The 18,844-nt window shown below is 68.0% G+C and carries 7 protein-coding genes; 2 read left to right on the top strand and 5 right to left on the bottom strand.

What is annotated here, in order from left to right:
- Nucleotides 1-137: 137 nt before the first annotated feature.
- From GobsT_RS28060 to GobsT_RS28040, 5 genes are all read right to left on the bottom strand, one after another.
- Nucleotides 138-7,079, bottom strand: a complete 6,942-nt coding sequence (locus tag GobsT_RS28060; protein ID WP_010045832.1) for a HEAT repeat domain-containing protein — start codon at nt 7,077-7,079, stop codon at nt 138-140.
- Between the two features lie 63 nt (nt 7,080-7,142).
- Complete coding sequence (locus GobsT_RS28055; protein ID WP_010045833.1) at nt 7,143-7,805, bottom strand: hypothetical protein; 663 nt, start codon at nt 7,803-7,805, stop codon at nt 7,143-7,145.
- The gene (locus tag GobsT_RS28050) at nt 7,802-11,098 is read right to left on the bottom strand and encodes a BRCT domain-containing protein (protein ID WP_010045835.1); all 3,297 of its coding nucleotides are present in this window, start codon (nt 11,096-11,098) and stop codon (nt 7,802-7,804) included. The genes GobsT_RS28055 and GobsT_RS28050 overlap by 4 nt, the downstream gene beginning before the upstream one ends.
- Nucleotides 11,099-11,584: 486 nt before the next feature.
- Entirely contained in the window at nt 11,585-12,541 is a 957-nt protein-coding gene (locus GobsT_RS28045; protein WP_148087898.1) for a 3-methyladenine DNA glycosylase, read from the bottom strand.
- Between the two features lie 244 nt (nt 12,542-12,785).
- Entirely contained in the window at nt 12,786-15,098 is a 2,313-nt protein-coding gene (locus GobsT_RS28040; RefSeq protein WP_010045240.1) for a methyl-accepting chemotaxis protein, read from the bottom strand.
- A 753-nt stretch (nt 15,099-15,851) separates the two neighbouring features.
- Here GobsT_RS28040 and GobsT_RS40810 point away from each other — a divergent pair.
- Nucleotides 15,852-17,012 carry a SpoIIE family protein phosphatase gene (locus GobsT_RS40810; protein ID WP_010045243.1) on the top strand — a complete coding sequence of 387 codons (1,161 nt, stop codon included), beginning with the start codon at nt 15,852-15,854 and terminating at the stop codon, nt 17,010-17,012.
- 130 nt (nt 17,013-17,142) lie between these two features.
- Nucleotides 17,143-18,801: a methyl-accepting chemotaxis protein gene (locus GobsT_RS28030; RefSeq protein ID WP_109570815.1), complete on the top strand. Its 1,659-nt coding sequence runs from the start codon at nt 17,143-17,145 to the stop codon at nt 18,799-18,801.
- Nucleotides 18,802-18,844 lie beyond the last annotated feature (43 nt).

Genomic DNA, 18,844 nt, shown 5'->3' with positions numbered 1-18,844 from the left:
AGAGTCGTTTGCGGGCCTTTGGGAGCAGTTGGCCGCTCTCGGAAGGCGTCGATGTTCCACTGGCGGGACACGCGGTAACCGCGTTCGTTCCACCACGGTGTGCCGCAGCCTGCGTCGGTTGCCGTTCGTCCCTTTCGCTACCCCCCGCCCTCACCCTTTACGTCGGGCCTTCCGGGCTTCGCCTTCTTCGGCGCCTTCGGCAGCGTGGCGAGCGTGTTGACCGCGCCACGCGCCCGTGCCCGCTTCGACCGCCGCAGCGCCCGCCACGCGGCCTTTCGCAACTCCTTCTCGTCGTCCTTGGCGGTGCCGATCTCGACCAGCACCTGTTCCGCGGGCTCGGTGGCCATTACCCCGAGTCCTTCCACCGCCCCGAAGCGGGCGGCCTCGGGCGCCTTGCGGTCCTTCGCGACCGCCGCGAGCGTGGCCACGTCCTTCTCGGCTACGAACACCGGCAGCGCGACGGGCTGGAGGTGCGCGCTGGCGGCGGCGCTCACCACGTTCGCCCCGTGAACGGCCTTGGCGACAACCAACCGGTTGAAGGCGGGGCGGTCGGAGAGCATCTGCGCGGCGAGCTTCGCCGCACGGCCGGCGTCGAACCGGGCCAGCATCTCCGCGGCGAGCACGCGCACGTCCGCGTCAGGCCCGACCGCCAGTGCGTCGAGCGTGTCGAGCACCGCCGGGGACACCGTGCCGAGCGCGAGGCACCGCACCGCTTCGAGCCGGATGCCGCGGGCGAGCGGGTCGTCGGCACGCGACCGCGCGACGTTGGCGATCGCCTCCGCGGGCACCCCCACGCGCCCCGCTGTGAACAGCAGGCTCTCCACTACTTCGCCGGCGTTGGAAAGCGATCCGCTCTTTGGCTGGTTGCCGGAGCGGCCGTAATTATCGTCATCGTTGTCGTAATAATCGTCGTCGTCATCGCTCGACGACACTGCCGCACCGGGGTTCGCGCGGCGGTCCTGCCACACCTGCCACCACTTCGCGAGGGCGGCGCCGATCGCGTCCTTCGCGTCCGCGTTCGGTGCGCGGCCGAGCAGTCGCGTCGCAAGCCGGACGGTCCCCTCGTCCGCATGGGTCAGCGCGTCGATCGCTTCGCGCACCGGCAGGTCCGGCCGGGTGAGCAGCGCCGATTCCAGTTGCATCTGGATCTGCGGCCCGCAGTTCGGGAACACCGCCATGATGCGGAGCGGGTCGCCCTTTTTGAGCACCGGCTCGAGCGCGCCGCCGTCCTCGCCGGTGTTGATGAAGCTCCCGGCGTTCGGGTTCTGGAGCAGGTTGTAGTTCGGCTCCAGCGAGTCCCGGCCCCACAGCCGGCGCGCCGCCTTGTACGCTTCCGGGGTCAGTTGGTAGTCCGTGACCGTGCGGAGCGTCTTCAGCAGCAGGTCGCGGGTCGCCGGGTCGTCGTTATAGCCCAGTTGCTCCGCCGCCGTGGCGCGGACCCGCGAGAGCCACCACCCGTACCCCTTGGCGTTCACTTTCGCGCGAACGATGTCCCAGCCGCTCGGCGTGTCGAAGTAGCGGAGCCCGACGAGCGCGCGTTGCGCGAGGTCGTTCTGGGCCTTCGCGTGCTTTTCGAGGAGCCGGAACACCGCGTCCGCCTGCGGCGACTTTTTCAGGTGCCCGACGGCCTCGGTCGCGGCCTGCTGGAGCGGGTTCCCGTCCTCGGTGGCGAGCGCGAGCAGCTTGTCGACGCTGCGCGGGTCGCCGAGTTCGCCCAGCGCCTGAACGGCCCGGTTGCGGTGGCCGTGGTCTTCGAGGTACTCGATCCCGGAGAGGAGCACCTGCATCCCCTCGCCGCGCCCGCCCCGGGCGAGCCCCTCGGCGGCCAGGAACTGCGTGACCGGGTTCTTGTGCTTCAGCGCCTTGAGCAGCGGCTCCGGCGCCGCGCCGCGCTTGCGGAACCGCCACCCGTAGGCCTCAACCGCGGCGTCGCGCAGGTCCGCGTTGGGGCTCGCGCACAGCGTCGGGAAGACCGCGTCCACGTCCTTGCCCAGCGACCACCGGACCGGCTCCAGCAGCGTGTTCGTGATGGTGTCGGCGTCGCCGTCGTTGAGCGTCCATTCGAGGAGCCGGGCCAGGATCGCGTCGTGGCGCGGGTGCTGGTCCTTCATCCACGCCGAGCGGTCCTGCGGGTTCTGGTCGTCCGAATCGCCGACCCACTGGTCGTGGCCGCTGACGGTGAGGATCGCGGAGCGAAGGGCGTCGCGCCGGTCCTTACGCTTGTCGAGCATCAGGAACAGCCGGTCCGCGGTGGCCGGCACGCGGAAGCCCGCCGCGGCGCCGATGAGGGCGTCGGCGTCCGCGGTGCCACCCGGGTCGTTCTCGATGCGGTCCAGGAACGCGCCGGCGGCGCGCTTGTCGCCGAGCGTGACCAGCGCGTTGATGATGGCGCGCTGGCGGGCGGCGTCGCTCGCGTCCCTCAAGAACCGCGCGAGGGCGTCGTAAGCCGAAGCGTCCTTCTTGCCGGCCAGCTCGAACGCGGCCGTTTCGCGCGCCTTGCGGTAGCGCGACTCGAGCGCCGCGCGGAGGAACGTCTTCGCGTCCTCCGAATCCTCGTACTGCGCGGAGAGCCATTCGACCGCTTGCAGCCGCATCGGCTCGTGCACCGCGTCGAGCGCCTTCTTCGCGGTGGGGATCTTCCCCTGGCGGTCGCGCAATAGCTTCGCGGCCTCGATCGCGAGGTCGTCGGACCGGGCCAGCATCACCCGCTCAAGAACCGCTTCGCCCTTCTTTGCACTGGTGCCGTCGGTGAGGAGTTCCAGCCCCTTGACGCCCAGATCCGTGTACCCCGCTTCGAGCGCCTCGGCGCCGAGCTGCGCCTTGTCCATCCCGAGGGCCTGGAGGTGCTCGAACGCCTGGGTGCGAACAGGCTGGTTGGGGTCGCCCATCGCCTGGGCCAGAACCGGCTGCGCGGCCCGGCCGTACGCGGCGTCTTTCGACGCGATGGCGAAGATGCGGGCCAGCGCCGTCTGGCGGACTTTCCCGACCGGCTGACCGCCGCCGCTCGCACCCTGCTCGCGGACAAGGCCCACGTACCCGCCGAACGCCAGTTCACGGAGCTGCTCCGGCGTCAGCTTCGACGGCACCGGCACGCCGGCCTTTGTTGCGGCCTCACGCGCGGCCTTGATCTCGGGCGCGAACCGGGCGGCGTGGACGGCCCACGCCGCGTTCCACTCGGCCTGTTCCTTGTTGTCGAACAGCCCGAGCAAGAGGGCCGTTTTCGCCTTCAACTGCGGTTCCGCGAACGCCAGCAGGTTCGCCAGATCGTCCACCACCTCCGGGGCCACCTTCCAGGGGGTGTCCTCGCCGCGGTCGTTCACCTCTGCGATCACGAACGCGCGGAACGCGACCGGGTCGGCGAACACCTCCAGCGCCCGGGCGCCGGTGAGCCGGAACCGGGCGCCCCGTGCCGAGAGGCACTCGACGCACTTTTCGGGCTGCCCGTCGGTGTCCCGGAGTTCGAGCAGGAGCGTGGCGAGCAGCGAGCGGTCGCGGAGCTTCTCGTCCGGGCTGTCGAGGAACACGGTCCCCTGCACCCCGGCCGCCGCGCCCAGCGCCACGGTCGCGGTGAACTGCTCCGCGGGCGTGACCACGCCGCTCCCTTCGGGGGAGCGGATGAGGGGGACGACGGTCGCGTCGCCCAGGTACGCCAGACCGAGCGCCGCCCGGTACTTCACGTGCGGGTCGGTGTGGGACATCGCCGCGCGGAGCGGACCCGCCGTTCCCGCCCGCGAGCACCACGCGAGCGCCGTCGCCGCGGCCTTCCGAATGGGCGGGTGCGGGCTGTCGAGCAGCGCCACCGCGTCCGCCTGAGCGTCCGGGGCGCCGAACTCGGCCAGCCCGCTGAGGGCCAGCACGACCACGATGAGCCAGTCGGGGCCGCGCTCTTTGTGCTCCGGTTCGGCGGCGGTGGCGAGCGCCCGCAGCACGGGCAGGGCCGCCGGGTCGCCGTGCCTCGCGAGGGCCGCCGCGGCGCGCACCCGCACGTCGGCCCGCTCGTTCTGCGTCGCCAGCTTGAGCAGTGCCTTGGCGTCGTCGTCCACAAGCGCGGTTACGGCCGACAGGCGGACGCCCTGGTCGGCGTCGCTGACCGCCTGCAACAGCACCTGCTGCGCCGCCTTCGAGTGCTTCTTGATGAGCCCCTCGACGGCGAGCTTGCGCGCGTCGGAGAAGCGCGACCTGAGCGCCGTTTCGAGGACCGCAATGTCCTTGTTCTTCTTGGTCGCGAACTCGAACGCCTCCTTGCGGAGCGCCGGGTCGGCGTCGTTGAAGAACTCGTGCAGCAGCGGCGCAGCCCACTCTTCCTTGTCCTGCGCCGTCACTTCGGTGAGCGCTTCGCGCCGCACGTCGGGGTGGATCGACTGGAGCGAGAACCGGAGCGTGTCCGCTCCCCCGCCGCCGATCTTGAGGTTCAGGGCCGCCTTGAACGCCTCGCCGCGCACGCCGCGGGCGCTGTCGTTGAGCGCCCGCAACAGCAGGTCCCAGCCCGGCTCGCCGGCCGCCTGCGGCTTCTTCTTCTTGACCGTCTGGATCAGCGTTTCTAGCCCGCGGCGGCGCACGTCTTCGTCGGCGGCCGTCAGCCCCGACTCCGCAACGGAGAGCGGCGCCTGGTCGAAGATCTTCGCCAGTGCGGTGTACGCGGCGTCGCGCACCGACGCCTCGCGGTCGAACAGCAGCGAGCGGAGGCGGTTGACGGCGCGCGGGTCGTCGAGGGCGGCGAGCGCGCGGCACACCTCCACCCGCGCGTTGATGTCCTCTTCGCGGCTCAGTTGAAGGAGCAGCCCGAACGCCCGCGGGTCGCCCAGCACCGCCAGCCCCCGTGCCCCGCGCAGGCACGTGTCGAGCGCACGGCTCGCGGTGGCCTGCAGCAGCGTGTCGTAATCGGCGGGGGTGAGCGTTTCCTTCGCGCCCGGTGGCACCGCGGGCGCCATCTTGTCGCTCTTGTCGCCCTTTTCCTTCTCGGGTTTTTCGATCTCGTTGAGCTGGCGGTGCAACTCGGGGTCGCCGGCGCGTAGCACCGCGGCGAGATCGGGCTTCGACAGCACCGACAGCAGGAACGCCGTCTTGCGGACGCTGCCGTCGTCGTCTTCGAGCCGGCGGCGGACGGCCGACTGGACGGCTGCGTCCTGAAGCAGCCCGCGATCGAACGTCCGCCGCAGCGCGAACTCACGCAGGTCGCCGAACTTCGCCCCGAGCGCGGTGAGGTCCGCGGTGGGGGCCGTCGCGTCGTACACGGTTTCGAGTGCGGCCAGACCGGCCTTCCGCACGTCCCAGGCGGACGCGTCGAGCGTCTCGACGAGGCGCGTCAGCGCCTGATCGTCGGCCTTCGCGAGCGGCTCCAGCGCCTTGACGGCTTCAACGCCGACGTCAACCTGCCCCGTCTTAAGCGCGAGGTCGATCGGGCCGAGGTCTTGCGGCGCGCGCGCGTGCAGGCTCTTGAACGCTTCGAGCCGGACGGCCTTGTCGTTGTGCCCGACCGCGCGCTCCAGGATCTTCACCACGCGCGGGCTGTCGCTCTCGCCGAGCAGTTTGGCGATGTGCTCGCGGACCTTGTGGTCCGGGTCGCGGTTGAGTTGCTCGCCGAGCGCGTCGATGCTGGCCGAGTCCTTCCACTCCGCCAGCACCTTCACGGCCTTCTCGCGGCGCTTGGCGTCGTAGCGGTCGGCCAGTTCGTTCCGCACCCAGTCCGCCGCGCCCGTCACCTTCGCGGTGAGGGCGTCGTCCTCCGGGAACTTGCCGTCTTTATCGAGCTTGATGAGTCGGATGCTGTTGTCGTCGCACGCGACCGCCACGTGCGGCTGGTTGTACACCGTTACCGCCGCGAGCGCCACGACCCGCCCGACGACATCTTTCAGCGTGCTGGGCTTGACCGCGCCGGGGCGCGGCCAGTTCTTGAGGGTTGCGTCGCGGCTGCCGGTTACGAACCGGTCGCCCGGTACGTACACGAGCCCGGTCAGCACGTCCTCGTGCGTGTTCGCGCGGCCCTTGTCTTCCGGTTCCAGGCTGCCACGGGCGAAGGTGGTGAGGAGCTTGTTGTCCGCCCCCGCGGAGAAGAACCGCAGCTCCTCGGGCTCGAACTGAACCACCGTGACCGCGCCGTCGTGGAGCTTCGCGCTTTCGGAGGGCGCGAACTCGTCGCCGCCCTCGCCGTCGAACACCGCGACGACGCCCTTCGTCGTCCCGGCCACTAGCCAGAGCCCCGTCTTATCGACGCTGAGGCACGTCCCGGCGTCGGGCAGTTCGAGCGTCTGCTTCGCGGCCCCGTCCTTGTCGGAGATGATGTCGATCTGCTTGCCGTTCAGCACCGCGATGCGCTTTTTGCCCACGGGGACGATCGCGACGATGTCGTTGGCGAACGGCCCGGCGAGCGGTTTCGGTGCCTTTTTGCCGCCCTCGTACAGCTTGCGATCGGTCCCGCCCACGTAGACGGTGTTCCCGTCAACCGCGAGCGCGGTGCCGCCGCACGGGAGCGGATCGGTCTTCAGGGTGAGGCGGTCCGGGTCTAGCCAGTACAGCGCGGTGGGTAAGCCCTCCGGGTGAACGGTGACGAAGGCCAGCGAATCGCCGACGCCGGACACCGCCCGGATGTCGCCGCGGTACATCTGCGACTTGCCGGGGCTGGACTCCCCCTGTGCGGCCGAGCCGCTCCCGGGCTCGTCGGGGCCGCTGGTGCCTGCGGTGTTGCTGATGCTGCTTTGGTCCGCGTCTTCGTCATCTTCGCTTTCGTCGTCTTCACTCCCTTCGTCTTGTTCGAGCAGCTTCTCAACCGATTCGGTCAGGCGCTCGACCTGTTTGAGGTAATCGGCGAAGACGGTGGCGAAACCGGCGCCCAGCGCGACCGGCGTCACCGGGCCGGTCGCGTCCACCTCACCGGGTTCGGCTTCGCCGACGGCTTCCAGTTCGTCGTTCAGCTCGCTGAAGATCTCGTCGGGGTACTGGTAAACGAGGTCGTCGAGCGCCGAGTGTGCCTCGTCGTAGCGGTCCTCGGTGATCTGCTCTTTCGCTTTCGCGAAGGCGCGGAGCACCGAGAGGAGTGTGCGGAAGCGGTCGCGGAGCGGGTTCCATTTCGCGGACGCCACGTTACTCGCCTCTTCGTGTCGTGGGGTGCTTGAGAGCCAACGGTCCGAGCGCGGGCGCCGGACTCACGCGTCGAAGACGCGGCGCAGTTCGTTCAACATCGGGTTCACTTCGGCCTCCAGCCGGGTGAACACCTCGTCGGCCCCTCCGGGCGGGAGCGGCCCCCCTTCGGCGTCGTCTGCGAACGGGTCGCAGCTTTCGATCTCGTGTGCCAATTCGGGGTCGTAAGCCGTCAGCCGGCTCCCGATCACGAACAGCGATCGCCCGAGCGCGGCGTACCGGTCGTGGTCGAAGTCGTCGTCATCGTCGCCCCACGCGTCCCGGAGCGAAAGCAGCAGCGGGAACAGCGCCCGAACCCGGCCCGCGTACCCGGCCGCCTGCTCCCAGGTGAGCGGTCCCGGAGGCGGCCCCGACTTCTTGGGGCCGGTGAGCTTGCGGAACCGGCGCACGAGCGCGGCGGCTCGTGACTCGAGCAGTTTCAGCTTCGCCCCCGCGGTGCCGGGCTCCAACTTCGGGCTATCCAGGTCGTCTTCCATCACGTTCACCGCGTCGTCGAGTTCGCTGCCGAGCCCGTTGGCGGTGGGCAACTGGCTCGCGACGCGGTACAGCTTGGTGTAACACTTGTCGAGCCGGTTCTCGTCCAGGCCGTCCTCGACGCACAGCGCTCGAATCAGCGGTAGGAGTTCGCGAACGTCCGCGACCAACCGATCAGAGTCTTCGCGGGTCATTCCGAACCTTTCTTGAATTCGGGGTACTTGTGCCGGATGCGGGTCACCGCGACGAGGCACGCGGCGCGCTCGCTCACCCCGCGGGACAGCATGAACTCGTCGAGCAGCGGCAGGATGCCGCCGCCGAACGCCTTGTCTTCCAGCCCCAGGTCGCGCATCACCTCGATCAGGTCGAGCTTCGCGCGCCGCGCCGGCAGCGGCTTCACGCTCACCACCTTGTCGGGCTTCTGCGCGTTCGGGTCGTTAGGGTCCGTGTCCTCTACTGCGTCCCGCGACTTTTCGGGGCGGCCGGGCGGGAGCTCGAACAGGATGCGGCGCAGGAACGCGCTCAGCGTGGGCTTCTCCGCGGGCCACGTTTCGGGCCTGTGGGGGACGCCCTCGCCGCGGTTCGCCGCGGCCTTCTCGGCGTCCTTCTTCGCCTTCGCGCCCACGGTGGGTTTGGGCGGCAGCGGCGGCTTCCAGTCGGGCGTCAGCCCGCGGTCGCGGTACACGGTCCAGAGCGCCCGGATGACGAACGCCCGCACCTTCCGGTCGGGGCTCTCCGACAGGCGGAACAGTTCTTCGGGCACGCGCAGTTTGGGCAAGCGGTTAATCAGCTCCATGCCGAGCGCGCGCGTTTCCTCGTCGTTCGATTCGCAGAACCGGTACACGGCGCTCGGTTCCAGCTTCGCCGGGTCGAGGCGGAAGGGGCGGGTCTGCGGTGTGTCCTCGGCCAGAAGCGACTTCGCGACGAACCGCCGCACGTCCATGAACGGGATGTCGGCCAGCGCGACGAGGTGATCGACGCCCGGGTTCCAGCGCGCGAACTCCCAGCCCGCCAGCTCCAGCGCGAACTCGCGGAGCGGCTTGCGGCTCTCGCTGAACAGCGGGAGCACGCGCTCGAGCGTGAGGAACGACGCCGGAACTTCGGCGCCCGGATCGACGGGCTTGTCGGTGAGCTTCTGCGCGATGTTCGGGTGGTGCTTCCGCAGGTACTCGCGGGCGAACTTCCCGACCGGGGCGTCGGCGGGGCCGGGGGCGACCACCAACTGCCAGAGCCGCTCGCAGCCGCGCGCGACCGCGTCGCCGGACGCCGTCACTTGCTGCCCGCTCAGCATCTGGAGGAACATCGTCTCCGAGATGATGCTGATGTTGGCCCCGTTCGCGTTCAGCTCCTCGGCCTTGATGTACTTTGCGCCCTTCTGACCCTGCCCCAGGAAGGGCGAGCCGGAGTCCCCGACCACCAGGTAATGAAGCTTGGGCGAGACGTTCGCCGCGACGGTACCGTTCGCGCCCTTCACGCGGGCTTCGGCGTCCTTGGCGGTGATGTTCGCGAGGGTGCCCGTGAAGCAGAAACTCGCCTTCCCGAGATCGACCGGGCCGCCCGCGGCGGCCGTCGTTCCGACCGGGGCGGCGCCCGTCGCCGGGGGGGCGTCATGCGGCGCGAACTCTGCGGGCACGAACGTGCGGATCAGCCGGTCGCTGGCGAAGTCGTGATACATCGGCTCGCTGCGGGCCGCCACGCGCAGCAGCCAGTCGAGCCCCAACTCGGGGTTGGCGAACTTGCGCACGTCCGCGAACCAGCGGAGCACGCGCTGCGCCCGTCCTTCGTCGAAGCTCAGCTCTTTCGCCCACTGGCCGTTGGCGGCCTTGAACGCCGCGAGCCACGGCGCCGCGTCCCAGTCGGGAGCGAAGGCGAGGGCCTTGAGGAAGTCGGTCCCGATCGTTTGCGGCTTCAGCTTGCCGCGCTCGAGCCAGTCGTCCACCCCGCCCGACGACGCCGGCAACAGCGCGAGCCAGTGCAACTGGTCCTGCGGCACGGCGTTCAGGTCGAACTTGCCCAGTTGCTCGGTCGCGTACTCCGCGACGCGGTCCGCGATTTCGGAGTTGCCGTCGGGGTCGGCCTTGCGGAGCAGTTGAATGAAGAACGGTGCGCCCAGCACTTTCGGGTCGTGCGTCTTGGGCAGCAGCTTCTTCGCGAACTCGAAGGCGTCGTCGCTGCGCGACAGCAGCCGCCCCTGGAACCACTCGGGGGTGAGCTCGTTCGCGCCGAAGTGCTTGGTGATCGAGTCGGCGGCGAACTTGTGTCCGTGCGGCGTTTCGAGGAGCTGGCCCCAGGCGTCCAGGCCGACGCCCGTGCGCGGGTCCTTCTCGCCGAGGAGGTCCGTCGCGAGTTTGCGCACGTCGTCGTTGTCGTTGTTCGCGAGGCGGATCAGCTCGCCCAGCGGCAGATCGCGGGCGTGGGTGCGGGCGTAGTTCGCCGCGTACTTCCGCGCGTCCGCGGAAGGGGACTCGAACAGCCGCAGCACGGCGTCGTGCAGCCCGAGCGCGCGGAACGCCGACTGCTCGAACTGGGGCACGTTCTGGAGCAGCCACACGATGAAGTCGTGAATCGCGCGGCTCGGCACGGCGACCAGGCGCACCACCCACGCGGGCTCCGTGTCGCGCAGGACCTGCCGGAAGTCCGTCTTTAGGGCGGTGGTGGCGAAGTCGCGCACCGCGTCCGACTTCGCGCGCTCGAGGAGCGAGAACAGCGGCCGGTGCGACCGCTTCCACGTGTCGCCGTAGGCCCGGTGCTTGAGGTTGGTGGGGTCGGCGGTCTTGTCGCGGTAGCCGAACCGGAAGTTCGACCGCCCGTACTTCTTCGAGTCGTGGAACAGGATGTGGTTGAACACCCAGGTGCCGTTGAGCCGGACGTCGTCGGTGTAGTTCACGAGGAACTCGCACGCAACGTCCGGGTAGGTGGCGGGGAGGTGCAGCCCCACGCGGCGCAGGTACCGCCACGCCCGGCGCACGAGGTACGCGACGGTGGCGCCGCTCACCTGCTTGCCGTGAGCGGCGCCGGCGTGGGCCATGTCGAGGCGGGCGGCGACCGCCCCGTACACCTCGGTGTCGTTCTTCGCTTCGGACTCCTTGAAGATTTTCTTCAGCGCCTTCCACGGGCCGTACACGAGCGGCACCCGCGCGACGATCCGCAGCAGGTAGTCGCGCGCCAGCGGGTCGTTCGACTCCCACAACGCCCAGATCACCTCGTGGACCTTGAGCTTGTCCGCGAGGGGCACTTCGGCGTCGGGCGCTTCGAGCGCCTTGAGAGTTTCGACGCGGTAGTGCGCCTGCTCCTCTTTCGATTTCTGCTTGTAGCGCCAGTCGCGGAGGTGTGCGAGGAACTTGTCGAACGTGAGGGCGCCGTCGCGGACCGGGGTTTCGGGCGGCGGAACGGGCTCGTTGCAGAGCTGCTCGATGAGCGTGATGAGCCGCGGGTCGCGCGCGTCCCAGGCCTTGCGCACATCGTCCAGCGTGAGAGTGGCCGCCATACGGAGAGTCCTGCTGAGCGCGGCGGTGTCGGGCGCACCGGTCGTGAGCGAATTTACCCCCGAAGCAGCCCGGCGCGCGTCTACAACCCGACCTGATCCGCGGAGGGCTCACGGCACCGCCGGTAGAGGCCTCCCCAGAAGTGGGGTGGAACCTCGACCGGCGGGGTTGTTCCAGGCCGCCCCACTTCTGGGGAGGCCTCTACCGAAAGCGGTGCTGGAACAGCCTTCCCCGGGACGTGTGACTGGGTAAACGCTCGGGCGACGCAACATCGCCCCGCTCCAGAGGAGCGAGCTAAACGGCGCCGGCCTGCTTCGGAAGTGAGAGAGGTTGTAAACGACTCGTGAGCCGTCCGCAAGCGGGGTAGTTCACATTTTTTCAGCAGCGCGAAGAACGCTACTCCTAGATCACTTCCTGTAGGGGAAGGGAGTCAAAGAGCGTGTGCTGTGCGATTGCAATTTCAGAACGGGCTGAGGTAACACGCGCGTTCACCCCCTCCCTTCAGGGAGGGGGCTGGGGGGGAGGTTGCTTTGGGCCGCCAGCAGCCGCGCGTACACGTCGCGTAATCGCTCACGCACCGGCTGCGCGCGGAGCGAGAGCGCCCGCTGGGCTTCGACGTAGTTCTCGCGGCCGGCGCGGGTCTCGATCGGGACCGGCTCGAAGCCGTAGGCGCGGAGGTCGTAGGGGCTGGCCCGCATGTCGAGTTCGCGCGCCGCCCGCGCCACATCAAATGCGTCGGCGACAACGTCCGACGGGCAGAACGGGATAATCTTGTACGCGAACTTGTACAGGTCCATGTTCGCGTGCAGGCACCCCGGCTGGTCGTGCTCGGTCGTGGTGGCCCGAGACAGCTCCCAGCGGTTGAGTGGGGCCGCCTCCTTTGTGAAGAACCTGAAGGCGTCGTAGTGCGAGCACCGGAGCGGCTGCGCGTCCACGGCGGCGTCGGTTTCGGCACGCGACAGGCGCAGGGGAACATACGGGTGCCGCACGTTCGGGTCGCGGTAGACCATCGCCCACTCGTGCAGCCCGAAGCACGCGAACGATGGCTCGCGCGTCATCACCGCGTTGAGGTATTCTGTGGCCCACTGGAGGTACGAGAGCCGGTGGGCCGGGAACGCTTCCGCGGGCAGCAACAGCCCGCCGTCACGTTCGACGAACTCGTCCCAGGCCACGTCCCCGCGGGTCGCGCCTTCGAGGAACGCGCCGAACCCCGGCGTCCAGCGGAGCAAATGCGCGGGGCGGAACGAGTAATACTCGAAAAGGAAGTCGTAGACCGGGTGCTTTTGCCCGCGGGACATGCGCGCGGTGCGATCTTCGGCCCACGGCGCCACCCGCGCGAGGTAAGCGGTCCGTGCGGCGCGCCAGCCGCTCCCTTCACCCCGCTCCCTGAACGGCAGAGGAGGGGAGGGGTTCTGCTCCGCGCCTGCGGGCCGTACAACTGCCACTGATCCGCTCCGACTCACGACACGCCGAACTGTGCCTTTCTGCTCCCCATCTTACAGGGCAACAAGAAATCTGTTCCGGCAATTGAGGCCGGCGATGCACGATGAAATTTCAACGACGCGCGGGCCAATCACGCTCACGTCGCAACTCCTGGCGAGTGGAGTCGCTTTCCCCCCCCGGCCCCCATCTCAACCGGTCGGCAACGGTCCGAAATGAAGCGCGGCCCGAGCCCGATCGGGTTCGGTATCAGAAGTCCGTGAACCCGTCATTACCCCCGATCGCGTCCAACTCGTGGCCGCCGTTGCCCAGCGCCTTTGCGACCGAAGGCCGCGGCCTGGGGCCGCCGATTTTGCGGGCGGTCCTGGGTGCTGGACGCACCCGTTCGTGCCCGGTGTCGGCGGAGAGCTTGAAGCGGGCGACCAGGTCGCGGAGCTGGGCGGCTTGGTCGGTAAGGGTCTGGGCGGTGGCCGACATCTCCTCGGTCTGGCCCGCGTTTCGCTGGGTGACGCTGTCCATCTGGCTCACCGCCTTGTTCACCTGCTCGATGCCGGTGGCTTGCTCTTTTCCGGCCGCCGCGATCTCGGTCACGATGTCGGTCACCCGCTTGACGCTGGTGACGATCTCGGCCAGCGTGTCGCCCGACTTGTTCACCAACTCGGTGCCTGCGTCCACCTTCTTCACGCTGTCCTGGATCAGGCTCTTGATCTCCTTCGCTGCCGTCGCGGACCGCTGGGCCAAGTTCCGCACCTCGGTGGCGACCACCGCGAACCCGCGCCCCTGCTCGCCAGCGCGAGCGGCCTCGACGGCCGCGTTCAGGGCCAGCAGGTTGGTCTGGAACGCGATCTCGTCGATGGTCGTGATGATGTCCGCGATCCTCTTCGACGACCCGTTGATCTCGGCCATCGCGTTCACCGCGCTCCCGACCACCGCCCCACCTTTCTCCGCGGCTTCTTTGGACCCGCTCGCCAGTTGCCGCGCCTGCTGCGCGCTGTCCGCGTTCTGCTTGACGGTGGCCGTGATCTGCTCCAAGGTGCTGGCCGTTTCCTCGAGGCTGCTGGCCTGCTGCTGGGCGCCCGTGGAGATCTCCTGGCTGGCCGATGACAACTGACCGGCCGCGTCGGCCAGTTGCCCCGACACGTCCCGCACTCCCTCGAGTGCCGTTCGCATCGACACCACGGCCCGGTTCAGCGATTGGGCCATTTTACCAACCGTGTCGGAGCCCAGGTCCGGAACGTCCACCGTGAAGTCGCCCTTGGCCATTGCGTCCGCCGAGGTGACGATCACGTCCACCTTGCGTTGCAACTCGACTGCGTCTTCTTTGACCTTGAGCTCCATTTTTTTGGCGGCGGTGATGTCGTCCGCGAACTTGATTACCTTGTAAGGCTTACCGTTGCGGTCGAGGATCGGGTTGTACGACGCCTGAATCCACACCTCCTTGCCGCCCTTGCCGATTCGTTTAAATTCCCCCGCCACGTACTCGCCGCGGTTCAGCTTGGCCCAGAACTCGCGGTACTCGTGGCTCGCGGCATACGAGGGCTCGGCGAACATGCTGTGGTGCCGCCCCTGGATCTCGGCCATCGCGTACCCGAGGGCGCCAAGGAAGTTCTCGTTGGCCGCAACAATGGTCCCGTCGAGCTTGAACTCGATCACCGCCATCGCCTTACCGACGGCCGCGATCTGACCAACGTAGTCGATGTTTTGCTCCCGCTCCTTGCCGACCGCCTCCCAGTTGACGTGGTCCTGCTTGAGGGCAGCTTGGATTCCGGTCACCGTGTCGTTGAGTGCCACGCCCAGTTGGCCGAACTCGTCCCGTGATGACATCGGAACCGTCTTGGTCAGGTCGCCCGTCGCTACCGACCGGAGGGCGTGCACGGCGGCGCTCAGCGGACCCACGATCAGTCCGCGGAAGAACAGCCCCAGCATCACCGCAGCGATGGCCGCCGCGGCGACGGTAGCGAACACGGTGTTCCGGGCCGACGCGTACTGCTCCTGCGCCGCCTTGTAGTCCTGCTGGGCGACCTCGCTTTGCAGGTCGATCAGGGCGTTCAGCCGTGCGTTCGCCGTCGTCGCGTTCGGGAGAGACGCGATACACAGCTTCTCGGCGCCCTCCAAGTTGCCGGTCCGCAGCGCGGCGAGCACGGCCTCGTGGTCGCGCCGCAACTCATCGAGCCGCAGGCGGAACTCCCCCCAAAGCTGTTTTTCCTTCTCGATCATGGGGCACGACTCGTACTGCTTGGTGCAGCTCACGATCTGCTCCCACGCGTCGCCGGCCGCGCGGATGGCTTGGTGCCGCGCGGCCTCGTCCGTGAGCCGGGCGGCGATGACGGCGTTCCGCTCGTTCCGCTGGACCGCACCCAACGCTCCCCGCATGTTGGTGAGCGCGCGGATCGACGGGATCAGGTTCCCGTTCGCGTTCTCCAGCGCCTTGTTGCTCTGCGACAGGGCCAGGATGCCGCTGTACCCGACGGCCGCGCTCGCGAGTGCGAGAAGCATGAACCCCCCGACGATCCGGGTGCCGATGCTGAGGTTGTTGAACTGGGTCACTAATCGATTGGACATGGGGTCGCCTCCTGAACGTGATGCGGACGCGTGAGATGTGGCGATTGCGCAAGAACGTTCGTGGTGCGTAATGAGATTGTTGCCGGCAGTATGAAGTGAGGCAATAAGAGCAGAACGCGACCGTGAAATAACTCGCTACCAAAAGCATAAAGATTTTATCTGGCAAACGGACTGCTTTATTCGCTTCGCTACCCGAGCCACTTGCCAGTGCGGCTGCCGTTCTTGGCACCGCGAAGCCTGTCCGGAAGTATCCTGACATGCAAATCGATCGAAGGCGCAAGAAGTTTGCCCGGCGGCGCCACTTTTCGTCTTGTTGTAACGCTTGATTCGGGAAGTTAACGAGATATTATTTTCTTTTGATTGATTTGGATTGAATTTGCTTGGGTGATTTGCGGCCTCCCGGCTACCCTGTCGGTGGGAAGAAGTACGAGCCCAGGGAGGTGCAGGACCTCCAACGCGCTTCAAGAAGCCCAACATTCGATCCGGCAAGCCCCGCGCGATTCGAGATGGGATCTTGACCGCACTCGTCTCCAACGACGGCCCACGTGTCGCCGCTCCTCGGCGCGGGTCACACGGTTACCAAACTGGTAAAAACGTCGTGAGGCCTCGCGGAATTGATGTCGGAGATCGACTCGATTACCTCTTTACGTAATGTGGCTCAAGAGCAGCAACCCGTGTTTCGGAATGTCGAAAGCTGGTGTTGAGAAAAACCTTTCGTCGAAAGTTCGGATTCAGCAGGGGTGAAATCGAGCGATGGCCGAACCGCACCCGATCAAAGTGTTGCTCGTGGACGACCAGCCGATGGTCGGCGAGACCGTGCGCCGGATGCTCGCGGACGAGCCGCTCGTCGAGTTCCGGTACTGCCCCGACCCGGCCAACGCCATCGACACCGCCAACGCGTTCAAGCCCACCGTAATCCTGCAAGACCTCGTCATGCCGGACATCGACGGGTTGCAGTTGGTGAAATACTTTCGCGCCAACTCCGGGACCCGCGAGGTTCCGCTGGTGGTCCTGTCGAGCAAGGAAGAGCCCGTCGTGAAGGCGAAGGCGTTCGCGCTGGGTGCCAACGACTACATGGTGAAGCTGCCGGACCGGCTGGAGGTGCTCGCGCGGGTCCGGTACCACTCGCGCGGGTACGTCGCGCTGCTGGAGCGGAACGAAGCTTACCGGGAGCTGGCGGCGACCCAGCGCGAGATGGCCGCGGAGCTGAGCCGCGCCGCCCGGTACGTTCAGTCGCTGCTCCCGCCGCCGCTCTCCTCGGGTCCGGTCCAGATCGCGTGGAAGTTCGTGCCGTCCACGCAACTGGCCGGCGACATGTTCGGCTACCGGTGGATCGACAAGGAGCACCTCGCGCTGTACCTGCTCGACGTGAGCGGGCACGGGGTCGGGTCGGCGCTCCTGGCGGTATCCGCGGGGAACGTACTTTCCGCGAACTCGATTCCGGGCGCCGACCCGCGCGACCCGGGCGCCGTGGTCACCAAACTCAACGACATGTTCCAGATGGACCGCCAGGACGGTAAGTACTTCACCATCTGGTACGGCGTGTACCACGCGGCGAACCGCACGCTCGCATACTGTAACGCCGGGCACCCGCCGGCGCTGCTGCTCTCGGGCGGCACGCTCCACAGCCTCGAAGCCGAGGCGCCTGCGGTCGGGATGATGCCCGAGATGCCTTACGACACCAAGTCCGTGCCGGTCTCGCCGGACGCCCGGCTGCTCGTGTTTAGTGACGGCATCATGGAGATCGAACAGACCGGCGGCGAAATGTGGCCCTGGGCCGACTTCCTGGCACTCATCTCTTCCGAACTCGCTCGCGAGGGGGATCTGATCGGCCGGCACCTCGAGTACGTCCGCGAGCTCGGCGGTCGGGAGGTGCTTGCGGACGATTTCTCGATGATGGATGTGCGTTTCTGACCGGTTATGCCGATCGGGCGCTCGTGGTATAGTGGGCAAAGTCCGTTGATTGGGTGATGCGCCTAGTTCGGTCCCCGTGGCGCAGCTAGGATCGCCCTGCCGGACCCACGCACACCACGGGCTCGCACCCATGATCCGTCTCCGCGACGTCTCGCTGCGCGTGAAGCTCGACGCGCTCCTGTTCGGGTACACCGTGACCGTGTTGCTGGCGCTGGGCCTCACCGGATACCTGCTCCACCGATACCGCGTCGGCGGCGCCGCCTACGAGGAACTGGCGCGGCGCAAGGAACTCATCAACGAGCTGACGCCGCCCCCGCTGCTGATCGGCCGCTGCTTCCTGATGCTCCACGAGATCGAGAACGCGCAGACCGACGAGGAGCGGCGGCGCGCGACGGCCTCGTACCGCGAGTACGAGGCCGAGTACCACAAGCGGCGCGACGAGTGGCTCCGCGAGCCCATCGACCCGGCCGCCCGCAAGGCGCTCGAACCGACCGGGGCCGGGCACAAGTCCGCGGTCGAAGTGTTCCGGCTCGCCAACGAGGAGTATTTCCCCAAGTTGCGCGGCGACGAGAAGGCGCGGAAGGAGGCCGCTGCGGTGCTCATTGGCAAGATCGGGCCGGAGTACCGCCTCCACAGCCAGGCGATGCGCGACGCCGCGACGGCGGTCGACTCTTCGACCCAGGCGGCAGAGGCGGCAATGGCCGGTACGGTCCGCTTCTGGGTGTACATGACGGTCACGCTGAGTACCGCCGCCATACTCACGTTCGGCCTGGTCGGCGGGTACATCGTGCGCAGCGTGGTGGTGTCGGCCCGGGGGCTCAACCAGCGGCTCTGCGAGATGGCGAGCGGGGCCGGGGACCTGACCGCGCGGCTTCCGGTGGACGGCAAGGACGAGATGGCCCAGCTCGCCGGGGGCATCAACGCGGTCATCGAGAAGATCCAGGGCATCGTCGGCAAGGCCCGCGAGTCCAGCTTGCAACTGCTCGCCATCGCCTCGCAGATCGCCTCGACCGCCCGGAACCAGGAGCAGACCGTCAACAACCTGAGTTCCTCGACCACCGAGGTGGCGGCCTCGGTGCGCCAGGTGTCGGCGACGAGCAAGGACCTGGCCGGGACCATGAACGAGGTGAGCCAGACCGCCGCGCACGCGTCTGACCTCGCCACCAAGGGGCGCGACAACACGACCAAGATGGCGACCGAGATGAAGCAGCTCGTGGAGTCCACCCAGTCCGTGTCCACGAAGCTGGGCATGATCCGTGAGAAGGCCGACAGCATCAACGCGGTGGTGACGACTATCACCAAGGTCGCCGACCAGACCAACCTCCTCTCGATCAACGCCGCCATTGAGGCAGAAAAGGCCGGCGAGTACGGGCGCGGGTTCCTTGTGGTGGCGCGCGAGATCCGCCGGCTCGCCGACCAGACGGCCGTCGCGACCCTCGACATCGAGACGATGGTGCGGCACATGCAGGACGCGGTGTCGGCGGGGGTGATGCAGATGGACAAGTTCGCCGACGAGGTGCGGTCCGGCGTGCACCAGGTGACGAAGATCAACCAGATGACGTGGGAGATCATCAACGAGGTGCAGAGTCTCGACCAGCGGTTCCGCTTGGTCAACGAGGGGATGCGGAACCAGACCGCCGGCGCGCAGCAGATCAACGACGCGATGACCCAGATCGCCGAGGCCACACACCGCAGCGCGCAGTCGGTGAAGGAGTTCGAGCGCACCGCCGCGCACCTCCGCAGCTCGGTTGAGACCCTCAACGAAGAGATTGCCCAATTCAAAACGTAGCGGGCGGCCGCGAACCCCAGGGCTCGCGCCGAGCGGTGCGTTT

The sequence above is a fragment of the Gemmata obscuriglobus genome, from assembly GCF_008065095.1.
Taxonomy (GTDB): domain Bacteria; phylum Planctomycetota; class Planctomycetia; order Gemmatales; family Gemmataceae; genus Gemmata; species Gemmata obscuriglobus.
The sequence above is the reverse complement of the archived record's forward strand: the minus strand, read 5'-3'. Positions and strand labels throughout refer to the sequence as shown.

What these genes read in the sequence shown, in the direction of transcription:
- GobsT_RS28055 (WP_010045833.1), bottom strand. Translation starts at nt 7,805, where the DNA reads ATGACCCGCGAAGACTCTGATCGGTTGGTCGCGGACGTTCGCGAACTC.
- GobsT_RS28050 (WP_010045835.1), bottom strand. Translation starts at nt 11,098, where the DNA reads ATGGCGGCCACTCTCACGCTGGACGATGTGCGCAAGGCCTGGGACGCG.
- GobsT_RS28040 (WP_010045240.1), bottom strand. Translation starts at nt 15,098, where the DNA reads ATGTCCAATCGATTAGTGACCCAGTTCAACAACCTCAGCATCGGCACC.
- GobsT_RS40810 (WP_010045243.1), top strand. Translation starts at nt 15,852, where the DNA reads ATGGCCGAACCGCACCCGATCAAAGTGTTGCTCGTGGACGACCAGCCG.
- GobsT_RS28030 (WP_109570815.1), top strand. Translation starts at nt 17,143, where the DNA reads ATGATCCGTCTCCGCGACGTCTCGCTGCGCGTGAAGCTCGACGCGCTC.